The organism is Dactylosporangium sp. NPDC050588, assembly GCF_040654975.1.
Lineage (GTDB): Bacteria > Actinomycetota > Actinomycetes > Mycobacteriales > Micromonosporaceae > Dactylosporangium > Dactylosporangium maewongense.
In genome coordinates, this window is record NZ_JBFAJA010000172.1 from 1 (window position 1) to 12,833 (window position 12,833).

Genomic DNA, 12,833 nt, shown 5'->3' on the forward strand with positions numbered 1-12,833 from the left:
AGGCGATTCCAGCATTTCCGACTACCGTAACGCCGCTGACCTGCGATTCCCTCCGCGCCCGTGCCTAGAACAGCCGCTCAGCTGCGGAACGCGGGGATCACCCAGCGCTACTTCGGGCAGTTCCATCCGACCAGGAAAGACCGATGGGTGTTCGGCGACCGCGAGACCGGCGCCTACCTCCAGAAGTTCGCCTGGACACGGATCGTGCGGCACATCATGGTCAAGGGCGCCTCGTCACCCGACGACCCGACCCTGACCGAGTACTGGGCCCAACGCCGCCGGAAGTCAGAACGCGAGTCCACCACCGACCTCCTCCGCCGACGCCTCCTTCGGGACCAGCGCGGGCGCTGCGCGGCCTGCGGCGGACTCCTGCTCCCGGACGACCAACAGCCGCAGTCCCCACAAGACTGGGAACACCGGCTCGCGGCCGCTCGAAAAGAGATCGTCAAAACGATCCGCTTCGCGACGCACGGCCCACCGCACGCACCGGACCTGCACCTGGTCCACAACACATGTCAGACACGCACCGGCCAACAGCCAACGTAGACACCCGCGAGCCACCAGGGCTTGCTTGAGCCGTGTGCCGCGACGAGTGGCACGCACGGTTCTTAGGGGGCTCCGGCGCAGCAATGCGCCGGAGCTACCCGACACCGATCCGGCGTTCAAAGCGCAACCCCGGCGGAGCGTGCAATGCCTGATCGACTTCCTCAAGGGCAACTTGCGACGACGGGCCGCCGCAAGACCCTCGCCCGTCCACAGGTATTCCCGCTCCACCACCAACCGTCCGTATCACGACGTCATACACGGGAGCACGGCGCTACCAGGAACGGCACTGATCATCACCGCCGCAGAGCACATCTGATGCGGGTGCGGTGAACTGCCGGCGGACCCGGTCCGGCACCGCCGGACGTCCTTCTCGCCGACCCGTCAACCCGCAGCCTGCAGATCCTGGGTGACCCGGCGGGGTTCAAGGACGACATCGCGATCCACGGCGCGCTCATGGGCATCGACGCGATGCTGACCGCGGTTGCGATTCGCCGGGAGCCAGGACGCGAGGGCCAGGAGGTGCGGTCCTGGCGTGGCGGGTGCCGGCCAGGACCGCACCGATCAGCGCGCACGGCCTGATGCGAGCTTCATCGGATCGTCAGGCCCAGGCGGGGACGACGGCCCAGCTGACGTCGTCGGTCCAGGCGGTGGCCGAGTCCCAGGTGTTCGTGCCGCCGTTGCTGGCGATGTAGACGCTGTTGTTGTAGTGGCGGATGTACCGGTCCGGGAAGTTCGACGACGCGAACGAGTTGCCCTGTCCGTTGCGGCCTGTCTGCGGGCAGAACGTGGCGTCGGCGGCGAACAGCGCGGTGCCGTCGTTGGCGTGCAGGTACAGCTGGTAGTTCTGGTGGCGCAGGTAGCTGCCGGGGGTGTTGCGCGACTCGAAGGAGACGCAGGAGGCGTTGGCCAGGCCGGCCCGCACCGTGAACGACGCGTTGGCCTTGTCGGTGGCAGAGCTGGATGCGGTGACGACCTGGGTGGAGACGGTCGCGCCGGCGTGGCTGACGTAGCGGGTGGTGCAGCAGACCGTGGTGGCCCGCAGGGAGATGTTCGAGCCGACCGTGGGGCCGCTGCTGGTGCCGGCGGTGCTGTAGCCGGCGGCCACGATGTTGGCCTGGACGGCGTTCTCGGTGGCGTCGGAGGGGTATCCGGAGGTCATGACACCCTCGTAGAAGGTGCCGGCGCCGCTGATGCTGTTGTCGCCACCGATGCCCAGAATGATGGCGCCTTCCTTCTTCATCGGGTTGTAGCCGGCGGCGTTGGGCCGGGCGCCGTTGTAGAAGGTTGCGAGGTTGCCGGTCTGGGCGTTGCCGCCGCGGATGGCCCAGTGGTTCGGTTCACCCTTGACGATTGCGGTCAGGAAGCGGTGGCTGATGCTCGGGTCCGCGGCGTTGTTGCGCGGGTTGGCTCCGGAGAACAGGCCGTTCTCGAGATCCGCCATGATCCACGGGCCGTTGCCGGCACCGGAACCCCAGATCTTGTTGCTGCCGAAGTAGATGGCCTCCATGGTGCCGTTGCCGTTGTCGCGGCTGTTCGTCTCGGCGTTGCCGTAGTCGAAGCAGCAGCCGCCGTTGGAGTGGGTGCCGTCGAAGATGGCGTACATGCCCTCGGGCTGGTCGCCGCGGGCGATGCCGTTGGTGGCGTTGTTGCGGTAGCCGGTGCCCGGGGACACGAAGACGCCGTACGCCTTGTGACCGTTGACCGTGATCGGTGCCGCGGTGGCGTTGGCGAGGTTGTCGTAGCCGCCGGCCGCCGGCCCCCTGAAGCCACCGGGGGGTGCCTGGGTGAGGCGATTGTTGCGGCCGGACTGGTCGTAGATGATCGTGATCACGCAGGAGGTGTTGGCGCAGAAGGTGTCCTGCGTCGCGGCGTTGGCATAACTGCCGGCGCTGACCGGTGCGACATCCCGCGTGGTGTTGTCGGAGGCTCGGCGAACTTGGTAGAGCGGGCCGCTGTACGTGCCGTAGAGCGCCCGGGTGGTGCTGTGCGCTGCGACGCAAGGCGTGCCGCCGGAGGCGTAGATGTCGCACGGCAACGACGTCGCCGCCTGTGAAGTGCCGACGCCGGCGGCCAGTAGGCCGGCGACGAGGGCGCCGGCGAATGCGGCCGCGAGGGTCACGCGGCGCAGGCTTCGGTGTTCTCGTAGTGCCATGGTTGCCTTACCTCTTCCGTAGCGGGGGTGTGTCGGTGCTGGTACGTGTGTGGTTAGACGGCCCTGCGGGTGAAGCGCTGGTTGGGGTTGCCGGAGTAGGCGTACTGGGAGATGCGGGCACCGTCTGCGGTTGAGCGTTCCCACACGTCCATGGCGAGGCCGGACTGCCGGTTGACGAGGCTGACCGTGCCGCCCTGCTCGGTGAGGCGCCATTGCTGGCCGGCGGCGTTGGTGTCGGGCTGCTGCGTGATGGCGGCGCCGCTGGTGTTGCCGGCGACCTGCAGGACCAGGCCGCTGTGACGGGCCTTGATGCGGACATAGCCGCCGCCGGCGTCGATGAACGCGAACTGCTGATGCTGCCCGCCGTTACTCGTCCACTGCGCGAGGCCGGCCCCGGCCGCGGTGGATGCGCCGGTGATCTCAGCGACCTTGCCGCTGTGCTGGGCCACCAGGTTGAAATACGTCGAGGCCGGCGGCGGCTCGCTCGAACCCGGCACGAACTCCCACCTGGTCGTGGACGACGTCGCATCAGCGGCGAGCCGGTCCCGGGCGGATGTGTCGCCGTACAGACTCCACCGCATCCAGTCGACAAAGGTCCGCATGGACAGGGCGTTGCCGAAGAAGTTGCCGTGGTCGCCGCCGACGAAGGTGAGGAACGCCTTCGCCGCGGGCAGTTCCGAGTACGCCTGCCGGGCCGAGGTGTACGGGCAGGTGGGGTCCCGGTCGCCGTGGACGAACAGCACGTTGGCGCGGACTGTGCCGTCCGGGTTGCCCATGTCGACGCAGGACATCGGGATCGCCGCCTTGATCCGGGGGTCGGGGAAGGCGGTGAGCATCGCGTGGGTGGTCATGCCGCCCATGGAATGCCCGGACATGCCGACGCCGACGGTGGTGTCGATGTGGCCGGCCAGCGGGTCGCCGCCGGTGGTGTTCAGCGCGAGGGTCCGGGTGATGGCCTCGGAGTTGTCCCTGGGCAGTTCGCCGTTGTACGTGTCACCGATGCCGACGCCGGGCACGCTGACGGCGGGGACGATGAAGCCGGCTGCGGCCAGCGGGCGGATGACCGACAGGGCGCCCTGCGGGGTGCCGCCGAGGCCGTGCTGGTACGCGCAGACGGGGAAGACGCCCGGGGCGACAGGGGCGTTGGTGACCGGGCTGCCGCCGGGGGTGCCGGTGGCCGGGTAGTACACGAAGGTGGTGATCCGGCGGGTGCCGCGCGTCCAGTTGTACTGGCGCACACCCACCGCGAACGGCGTGCTCGGCGCGGCCCGCAGCGCAGCGGCGGTGCCGGCGTTCGCCTGCCAGGCTCCGAGCCAGGACGCCGCCCCCACACTCGCCGCTCCCGCGGCGCCCAGCCTCAGCAATGTACGTCGTTGCATGAACATGACTCCTTGTATCGGTTCGAGGGACAGGTGTTGCAGTTATCCGAGGCGCCATTGCTGGTTGCTGCCGTTGTTGCAGGCCCAGAGGTCGACCAGGGTGCCGTTGGCGGTGGAGGCGCCGGTGACGTCGAGGCAGAGCCCGGACTCGACGCCGGTGATGGTGCCGTTGGCATTGACGTTCCACTGCTGGTTGGCGCCGCCACCGCAGTCCCAGATGATGACCCGGGTGCCGTTGGTGGTGCCGTGACCGGCCGCGTCCAGGCACTTGCCGCCGTACACCCGCAGCTGTTTGCCGGAGGTGTACGTCCACCGCTGGTTGGTGCCGCCGTGGCAGTCCCAGATCGCCACCTGCGTGTCGTTGGACTGCGACGCGTTCGGCACGTCCAGACACTTCCCCGCACCCACCGCACGGACCGGCCCGCCGGCGGCAGGCGGGGTCGTGGGGTTGGTGCCGTTCAGCGCCTGGGTCAGCGGGCCGAACCACTTCGCGGCGATCTTCTGGTTGCCGCCGTTGTTGGGGTGTACGCCGTCGCCGGTGTCGGTGGCGGTGTTGAAGCCGGTCCACTGGTCCACGACGGTGATCGGTGACGCCGATGTCGTCTTGGCGGCGGCCCACGCCGGGATCGCGGTGTTGAGGTTGACCACGCGCTGGCCGCACTGCGGGCAGTTGCCCGGGTTCATCGGAAGGATCTTCGCGACGAGGATCTTCATGGCGGGGTTGCTGGCCCGCATCTGGTCGACCAGCCGGCTGAACGCGGCCAGGATGATGGCCGGGGCGATGTTGCTCCAGACGTCGTTCGTGCCGAGGTGCATGACGACGACGTCGGGCCGGGTCGCGGACAGCCAGCCGGGCAGCTGGTTCTGGTTGGCGATGTTGGTGGCGAGATAGCCGCCGTGGCCTTCGTTGTCGCCGTCGTGGCTGACGCCGCAGCCCTGCGCCGGCAACGTGCCGACGAAGTCGATGTTCGTGTAGCCGGCGCTCTGCAGCTGGTTCCACAGCAGGGCCCGCCAGCAGCCGGGTGAGCCGGTGATCGAGTCGCCGAGCGGCATGATGCGGACCGGCTGGGCGGCCCGGGCCGGCTCGGCCGGCTGGACCGCGACGAAGGCGGCCGCCAGCAGCAGTGCGGCGAGGACGGTGGAGAAGGGGAATCTGCGATGCATTGGACGACTCCTGAGAGGTTTGGAGGGGCCGGGCGCCGCCACGCCCAACCCGTGCCCGTTGATCTGATGCAGTCGGCGGTGCACTGGCACCTACCGCGGTGGACCGGGTGCCGCCGCCCCCGACGGCACCCGGCCCCGGCGTAGCCCGCCAGCTAACGCCGGGTCCACTTCTGGTTACTGCCACCGGTGCAGTTCCAGATCTCCACCGCGGTGCTGTTGGCGGTGCCCGCGCCGGTCACGTCCAGGCACAGCCCGGACTCGCGGCCGACGACCGTCCCGTCGCTGTTGAGCGTCCATTGCTGGTTGGCGCCGCCGTTGCAGTCCCAGATCTGCACCCTGGTGCCCGCGGCCGTGGCGTGGCCGGGGACATCGAGGCACTTGTTGCCGTACACCTGCAGGGCGCCGTTGGACAGCGCGACCCAACGCTGGTTCGTGCCGCCGGTGCAGTCCCAGATCGCCAGCTGCGTGCCGTTTGCCGTGCTGGCGCCGGGCACGTCGAGGCACCGGTTGGAGCCGACACCCCGCAGCACGCCACCGGAGCCGCTCGGCGACGGCGACTGGGTGCCGTCGAGCCCCCAGCCGTGACGGAGCCGGTCGAGCCCGGACTGGTTGGTGACGGTCAGCGACAGGTTGGTGCCGCTGCCGGTCAGTGACGTGATCGCGCAGGAGGCGTTGAAGCACGGGCCGGGGCCCTGCGTCTGGTTGGCTTCCTTGACCCCGGTCCACACCAGCGAGCCCATGCCCAGCTCGCGTACCGTGTCGGTGAGCGCGTAGAAGTACGACACGTTGTTGTTGCCGTCGCGGGGGCCGTTGTAGTTCACGCCGGTGTTCATCGGCACCCCGAACTCGGTGAGGATGGCCCGGTCGGCGTGCCCGCACAGGCGGGCCTTGAAGCTGTTGACCCAGTCTGCCTCGGTCGGGTGGGTCTCGCCGCCCAGGGTGTACATGTGGATCGACAGCAGGGTCCCGTTCAGCCGGGCGTCGCTGCCCACGGCGCACAGGTCGATGTCCGACCAGAGCCCCGGCACCACGATCCGGCCGCGCGGGATGGTCGAGTACCGCTGCAGGAACGCGGCCGCGAGGTTGGTCAGCTCGGTCGCGCTGTATCCCCACGGCTCGTTGACAATGTCGAAGTAGAACCGGCTGTTGCTGCCGTACTTGGCGATGACCGTGTCCCACATCGTGTAGAACGCGTTCATGTCGCTGATCCGGCCGCCGGTCGGTGGCCAGGGTGCGATCATCACGTTCATGCCCAGCGCGTTGGCCGCGTCGTACGCCGCGGTCAGGCTGCCCCACCACGGCGACGACGTGGTCTGCGGGTTGATCCCGAACCGGATGGTGTTGGAGCCCAGGTTCTGGAATCCCTTGAGGATCGCGGTGGATTTGGTGTAGGTGGTCGCGTAGTTGTCCGACTTCGACAGCCCGATCGGGACGTTCTCGTCGTAGAGGAAGTTGTCCCTGGCGTCCGCCCAGTTGACGCCACGGAACTGGCTGGTGGCGGCATTCGCCGGTGCGCCGGTCGCCACGTACACGCCGAGCATGCCCAGCAGCACGGCGAGGGCCGCACCGAGCGAAGCGAGGCGCCGTGGACGTCCACATACGGTCATTGGTCCTCCAGGTCAGATGCGCTTGTGGTGACGGTTATCCAGTCGCTCATCCCAGGCGCCATTGCTGGTTGCTGCCGTTGTTGCAGGCCCAGAGGTCGACCAGGGTGCCGTTGGCGGTGGAGGCGCCGGTGACGTCGAGGCAGAGCCCGGACTCGACGCCGGTGATGGTGCCGTTGGCATTGACGTTCCACTGCTGGTTGGCGCCGCCACCGCAGTCCCAGATGATGACCCGGGTGCCGTTGGTGGTGCCGTGACCGGCCGCGTCCAGGCACTTGCCGCCGTACACCCGCAGCTGTTTGCCGGAGGTGTACGTCCACCGCTGGTTGGTGCCGCCGTGGCAGTCCCAGATCGCCACCTGCGTGTCGTTGGACTGCGACGCGTTCGGCACGTCCAGACACTTCCCCGCACCCACCGCACGGACCGGCCCGCCGGCGGCAGGCGGGGAACTGACGGGTGGGGACGAAGGCTGGCCGGTGGAGCCGTACGGGCATTGGCTGAGGTACCGCGAGACGCCGGTGGAGTCCGCGAGGGACGGGCACAGGAACTGCGCGTAGCGGTTGTCGTTGTCGAGGAAGATCTTCAGCCAGGGGATCTCCCGACGGGTCACCTGGGAGTTGCCCCAGGTGGGGAACCCGTGCCCGCCGCCGGTGAGCTCCACGTAGGCACCCGGCGTGGTGGCCGGCTTGGTGGCCCACAGGCTGTTGATCGAGGACGGGGTTATGGTGCCGTCGTCCCGCGCGCCCATGATCAGCGTCGGCACGCGGACGTTGGACAGGTTCTGCGAGAACGAGGCCGGCGCGAGGGGCACGGCCGCCTTCAGTGAGGGCCTGCGCATGGCCGCGCTGATGGCGCCGCCACCGCCCATGGAGTGCCCGAGCACGGCCAGCCGGTTCGGGTCGACCCGCTCACGGACCGCGCTCTGCCCGGTGAGGTAGTCCAGCGCGGCCAGCAGCTGGGTGCCCCGGGCGGTGTCGTAGTCGGTGGGGCTGTTGGTGTCGATGCCGATCACGACGAACCCGAAGGACGCCAGCCAGGGCCCCATCCAGGCGCCTTCGGCGGCCCAGCTGGCGGTGTAGCCGGGCACGGCCGCGATCGCGCCCCAGGTCCCCTGACTCGTGTCGGTCGGATAGTAGATCTTTCCGCCGTTGAAGCCGAAGCCGCGCGGCACGGTGATCTCCGCGGTGGCGAACGTGCCGCGGCTGGCCGCGACGCTCTGCACCGTGGGATCCGGCCCGCGCTGGAACGAGGCCGCGTCCGCCGAGGGCGAACGGGTCAGCATCGCGGCCCCTGCGGTGGCCACGCTCAGCGTGACCGCGGCCGCGACGGCGGCGATGCGCCGGCCACGCCGGGACAGGGAGCCGCGGGCCGGCCGGTGCGCCCCGGCACCGCCCGGCGCCCCGCGTTCCGGGTCGCCACCCGGCACCGGCCGGATGTTGCCGCCGCGACCGGCACGTGCGTTTGCGTGCATGTACCTCACACCTTCCGGAAGGTCGTCTGCCACCACCTCGGCCGCCGGCAGCGCCCTCGGTGGGGGATCCGGCGCGACCAGGGGAAGGCCGGTCGCGCCGGGGTCGGGTCGGTCAGACCTTGGTCCACTTCTGGTTGCTGCCGCCGGTGCAGTCCCAGACCTGGACCCTCGCGCCGTTGGCCGTCGCGGCACCGTTGACGTCCAGGCACTTGTTGGCGCCCACCGCGGTCACCGTGCCGTCGGCGTTCGTCCGGAACTGCTGGTTGGGCTGGCCGTTGCAGTCCCAGATCTCCACCGCCGTGCCGTTGGCCGTGCCCTGGTTGTAGACGTCCAGGCACTTCGTGCCGTAGTAGACCCGCAGCTCACCGGCGGCCGTGGCGGTGAAGCGCTGGTTGGCGCCGCCGTTGCAGTCCCAGATCTCGGCGAGGGTGCCGTTGGTCTGCGAGGCGCCGGTGATGTCCAGGCACCGCCCCGATCCCTGCCCGCGCAACGCGAAACTGGTACCCGGGTTGGTGGTGCCGCCACCGGTCACGATGTACATCGCCGCGCCGTGTGCCGGCACCGACGCGCTGACGGTGCCGCTGGTGGTGGTGCTCGCGTGCGCCCACAGGTCACGCACCGTGTAGCTCGACGCGGCGCCGAGTCCGATCTGGGCGGCGGAGGTGGCGATGGTGACGGCGCTGGAGGCCCGGTTCAGCAGCACCACGGCCATCGACCCGTTCGACATCGGCTTGGTCCAGATCTCGGAGTTGCCGAAGTCGGCGATCCGGTTGCCCTGCCGGCCGCCCCAGTCCTGGTTGACGGCGATGACCTCGGTGTTGGTCAGGATCGACCGGGTGGCCGCGCTCATGGTCCGCAGGTCGTTGCCGGCCAGCAGCGGCGCGTTGAGCAGCGCCCACAGGCTGAAGTGGGCCCGGGACTCCGTGTCGGACAGGCCGTTGCCGACCTCCAGCATGTCCGGGTCGTTCCACGCGCCCGGTTTCGACGCGCCGGCGTAGCCGGGCTGGGCGTCGAGGATCCCCATGACGGAGTTCCAGTTGCCCTGGATGTCACCGGTGTTGCGCCACGAGTTGCCCGTCGCGGGTCCCCACTGGCCGACGTTGTCCTGGCCCCAGTTGCACAGCGCGAACAGGATCGGCCGGCCGGTGCGGGCCAGCGCGTCGCGCATGGCGGTGTACCGCTGCTGGCCGCTCTGGCCGCCGTGGTCACCGCAGTTGTCGTACTTCAGGTAGTCGATGCCCCACGACGCCCAGGTGTTGGCGTCGCGCTGCTCGTAGCCGAGGCTGGCGGGGTAGCCCGCGCAGGTGGTGGTGCCGGCCGAGGAGTAGATGCCGAGCTTCAGGCCCTTGCCGTGGACGTAGTCCGCGAGCGCCTTCATCCCGTTCGGGAACTTGGTCCGGTCGGGCACCAGGTTGCCGCTGCTGTCGCGGCTGCGCTCCGACCAGCAGTCGTCGATGTTGACGTAGGTGTACCCGGCGGCTGCCATGCCGCTGGACACCATCGTGTCGGCGGTCTGCCGGATCAGGCTGTCGTTGACGTTGCAGCCGAAGCTGTTCCAGTCGTTCCAGCCCATCTGCGGGGTGCGGGCGAGGTTGTTCTCCAGTGCCTGCGCGGGTGCGGCAGACAACAGCCCGACCGGTATCGCGGCGGCAGCCAGCAGTACCGGTAGCGCCAGGCGCAACAGTTGACGCACGGGTTCTCCTTCGTGGGGTGTCGGCGGGACGTCGGGCGGAGGTACTCAGCGCAGGTTCGGCACCTCGTCGCGGGTGACGACGTATGCGCTGGTGTAGACGGTCCGCAGCAGTGCGGTCGGGTTGGTGGAGGTGTTGGTCAGCCACGTGGTGTGCCAGGTGTTGAACAGCACCCACCGGGTCCCGGTCGACTGCAGCTGCGCCGGGTCGGGGATGGGCCCGTTCTCGTGCAGCGCGATCGGGATGCCGCCCCCGGCGATGGCACGCGTGGCGTTGTACAGACCGTTCTGGGCGCTGTGGTCCCCGGCGTAGGTGTCGGCGCCGGCGACGTCGACGGACGCCTTGCCGGGGTAGAACGACGCGTTGGGTGCGCCGTTGTACGGGTGCAGCCAGACCAGGTTGTGGATGCCCTTGGTCCGGGTGAGGTAGTTGAATGTGAACTGCCACAGCCGCACGTACTGGGCGCCGCCTTCCATGCTCCACCAGAACCAGGTGCCGCCGGCCTCGTGGTAGGGCCGCCACAGCACCGCTCCACCGCCGTCCTGCACGACCTTGAGCTGGGCGGCCACGGCGTCCAGGCGCCGGGTGAGCCGGGTGTGGTCGGCGGTGCCCGGGGTCAGCGCGGCGTTGATGTCGCCTCGCATCTGCGACCCGGCGTAGCCGTCGCTGTCCTGGGCCGGGGAGCCCATGTGGTAGCCGACCATCGGGATGCCGCCGGAGTTCCACCACGCCAGGGCCCGGGCGCCGAACGTCGGCGAGTCGCCCATGTCCAGGCCGCGCACGGCCGGATACCTGCCGGTGTTGGCGTAGAGGTAGTTCATCTCGTAGTCCGGGCCCGCGACCCAGGTGGACTCCTGCTGGCCGGACAGGATGTGGTTGCCGGACTGGCTGTACAGGTAGCACAGCAGATTCCGGGCCTGACGCGTCGCCGCCGGGTCGACCGGAACCGCGGAACAGCCCGACGGCGGCGGCGACGCGGTCCCCGTGCTGCCGCTGCCTCCGGTCCAGCGCTGGTTGGCCTGCCCGTTGCACGCCCACAGCTCCACGCGGGTGCCGTTGGCGGTGGCGTTGCTGGTCACGTCCAGGCACAGTCCGGACGGGGTGGAGCGGATGCTGCCGTCGCTGCTGCGGGCGAAGCGCTGGTTGGCGCCGCCGTTGCAGTCCCAGATCGCCAGGATGGTACCGGCGGTGCCGGCGCCGCCGGGCACGTCGAGGCACTTGCGCTCGTTGAACGTGCGCAGTTCACCGGCCGCGGTGAACACCCAGCCCTGGTTCTGCTGGCCGTTGCAGTCCCAGATCTGGACCTGGGTGCCGTTGGTCGAGGCGTTGCCGGTCACGTCCAGGCAGCGGCTGGACGCGACGCTGACCACGGGTGCACCGACGGCGGCGGACGCCACATGCAGGCTGATCAGCGTGCTCGCCACTGCGACGGCCGAGACGAGCACCGCGAGCAGCGCCGGCCGAGTGCGGCGGGATTTGCGGGTGGTATGCCGGGCGGACAAACCGGACGGCGCGGATCGACCACCCGGAGAACTCGTTGCGGGATGGGTCATGACCTTCCCCTTCGCGGGCCGGTGATCCGCCGGGCCGGTGGCGCAGATAGGGACCCGGCGGTCGTGAGGGCTGGCCGCGGCGGCGGCCGGCGCCTCCCGGTGGACGTTCGATGAGGCGTCCACCGGGAGGGTCGTGTCAGTAGACGTAGGGCCAGGCGGTGGCGTCGTAGCCGATCCGGTTGATGCCAAGGAACGACGCGCCGTTGTCGGCGTAGTAGTGGTAGAACAGCTGGTCGCCGTCGTTGTCGGCGAGGACCGCCTCGTGGCCGGGGCCGTGGATGCTGCCGTGGGAGGCGAGGACCTGGGTGCCGCCGCCTGCGAGCATGTCGCGTCCGGTCCGGTCGACGTACGGTCCCGTCGGGTTCGCCGACCGGCCGACCATCACCCGGTAGGTGCTGGCCGCGCCCTGGCAGCAGCGGTCGAAGGAGACGTACAGGTAGTACCAGGTGCCGCGTTTGACGATGACCGGCGCTTCGATGCCCGGGCCGTAGCTGGCGAGGCTGTGCATCGCGGTGCCGGACCGCTTGCCGGTGGCCGGGTCGAGCGGGATCAGCTTGATCCCGGACCAGAACGAGCCGAACGTCAGCCACCAGCGGCCCTGGTCGTCGACGAGCAGGTTCGGGTCGATGGCGTTGAAGTTGTCCGAGGTCCGGGACTCGATGACGAGGCCCTGGTTGGTCCAGCTGCCGGATGCGCCGGTGGTGCTGGTCGCCAGGAAGATCGCGGACCGGTTCGAGCCGAACGTCGACGCCGAGTAGTACATGTAGTAGCGGCCGTTACGGTAGGACAGGTCCGGCGCCCACAGGTTCTGCGCCCCGCCGGTGTAGGTCGTGGTCCACGACGCCCCGCCGGGGAACGCGGCGCCGGCGTTGCGGAACGTGACCCGGTCGGTGGAGGTCTTCAGGGCGATGTTGTTGCCGGTGTGCGCGACCAGGTAGCCGCCCTCCGGCCGCTTGACCACGGTCGGGTCGTGCACGCCGGTGTCGCCGGAGACCCGGTTCGGCTGCGGGTAGGACGCCGGTGGCGTGCCTGGTGTCGTGCCCGGCGTCGATGACGTGCCGCCGGGGGTGGTGGGGGTGGTGCCGCCGAGGCGGACCAGCTGCCACTGCTGGTTGGTGCCGTCCACGTCCTGGTAGGCGGCCAACCGGCCACCATCGGCGGTGGACCGCTCCCACACGTCGATGACCTTGCCGGACTGCCGGTTGACGAACCGGACGTACCCGCCGGCGGAGTCCTGCAACCGGAACTGCTGCGTCGCCGCACCACGATCCGT

General features: G+C 69.7%; 9 protein-coding genes. 1 reads left to right on the forward strand and 8 read right to left on the reverse strand.

Annotated elements, in window-relative coordinates; genetic code table 11:
- Positions 1-60 precede the first annotated feature (60 nt).
- The gene (locus AB0I21_RS56560) at positions 61-546 is read left to right on the forward strand and encodes a hypothetical protein (RefSeq protein WP_360574212.1); all 486 of its coding nucleotides are present in this window, start codon (positions 61-63) and stop codon (positions 544-546) included.
- A gap of 598 nt (positions 547-1,144) precedes the next feature.
- Here AB0I21_RS56560 and AB0I21_RS56565 read toward each other — a convergent pair.
- From AB0I21_RS56565 to AB0I21_RS56600, 8 genes are all read right to left on the reverse strand, one after another.
- Positions 1,145-2,698: an alpha-L-arabinofuranosidase B gene (locus tag AB0I21_RS56565; protein WP_360574214.1), complete on the reverse strand. Its 1,554-nt coding sequence runs from the start codon at positions 2,696-2,698 to the stop codon at positions 1,145-1,147.
- A 53-nt stretch (positions 2,699-2,751) separates the two neighbouring features.
- Positions 2,752-4,077: an RICIN domain-containing protein gene (locus AB0I21_RS56570; RefSeq protein ID WP_360574216.1), complete on the reverse strand. Its 1,326-nt coding sequence runs from the start codon at positions 4,075-4,077 to the stop codon at positions 2,752-2,754.
- A 42-nt stretch (positions 4,078-4,119) separates the two neighbouring features.
- Positions 4,120-5,241, reverse strand: coding sequence for a ricin-type beta-trefoil lectin domain protein (locus AB0I21_RS56575; protein WP_360574218.1), 1,122 nt, complete (start codon positions 5,239-5,241; stop codon positions 4,120-4,122).
- Between the two features lie 152 nt (positions 5,242-5,393).
- Complete coding sequence (locus tag AB0I21_RS56580; protein ID WP_360574220.1) at positions 5,394-6,848, reverse strand: ricin-type beta-trefoil lectin domain protein; 1,455 nt, start codon at positions 6,846-6,848, stop codon at positions 5,394-5,396.
- Positions 6,849-6,894: 46 nt separating this feature from the next.
- On the reverse strand, positions 6,895-8,316 hold the full coding sequence (locus AB0I21_RS56585; protein WP_360574222.1) for a ricin-type beta-trefoil lectin domain protein: 1,422 nt from the start codon (positions 8,314-8,316) through the stop codon (positions 6,895-6,897).
- Between the two features lie 112 nt (positions 8,317-8,428).
- A complete protein-coding gene (locus tag AB0I21_RS56590) occupies positions 8,429-10,009 on the reverse strand; it encodes a ricin-type beta-trefoil lectin domain protein (RefSeq protein WP_360574224.1) in 1,581 nt (526 codons plus the stop codon).
- Between the two features lie 45 nt (positions 10,010-10,054).
- The gene (locus AB0I21_RS56595) at positions 10,055-11,452 is read right to left on the reverse strand and encodes a glycosyl hydrolase (protein ID WP_360574226.1); all 1,398 of its coding nucleotides are present in this window, start codon (positions 11,450-11,452) and stop codon (positions 10,055-10,057) included.
- A gap of 244 nt (positions 11,453-11,696) precedes the next feature.
- A partial coding sequence (locus tag AB0I21_RS56600; protein ID WP_360574228.1) for a family 43 glycosylhydrolase occupies positions 11,697-12,833 on the reverse strand: 1,137 nt, incomplete at its 5' end.